Annotated in this window: 1 pseudogene; it reads right to left on the bottom strand. The window is 70.6% G+C overall.

Features of this window, described 5'->3' with window-relative positions:
- Positions 1-228, bottom strand: a pseudogene (locus tag SB771_RS37605) (transmembrane sensor); the annotation flags it as partial.

Genomic DNA, 228 nt, shown 5'->3' with positions numbered 1-228 from the left:
CCAGTTGAAATTGGCGCAGCTCGCCGGTCGCGGTCTGCCAGATGTCCGACTCCCCTGACCTCATGACGCCATAGGTGCCGGTGGCCAGCAGGCCCATCCCCATCAACGACAGCAGGCTGCGGCGCTGCGCGCGCCGGCGCGCGGACGGGGTGAGCACGGCCGTGGCGACATTAGCCGGCACGCGGCTGAAGGCGCCCCGCATCTTCTGCAGCCGTTCCCAGGCCTGGC

The organism is Burkholderia sp. SIMBA_051 (genome assembly GCF_046534915.1).
Classification (GTDB): Bacteria; Pseudomonadota; Gammaproteobacteria; order Burkholderiales; family Burkholderiaceae; genus Burkholderia; species Burkholderia ambifaria.
Note: the sequence above shows the minus strand (reverse complement) of the source record. Positions and strands in the feature narration are given on the sequence as shown.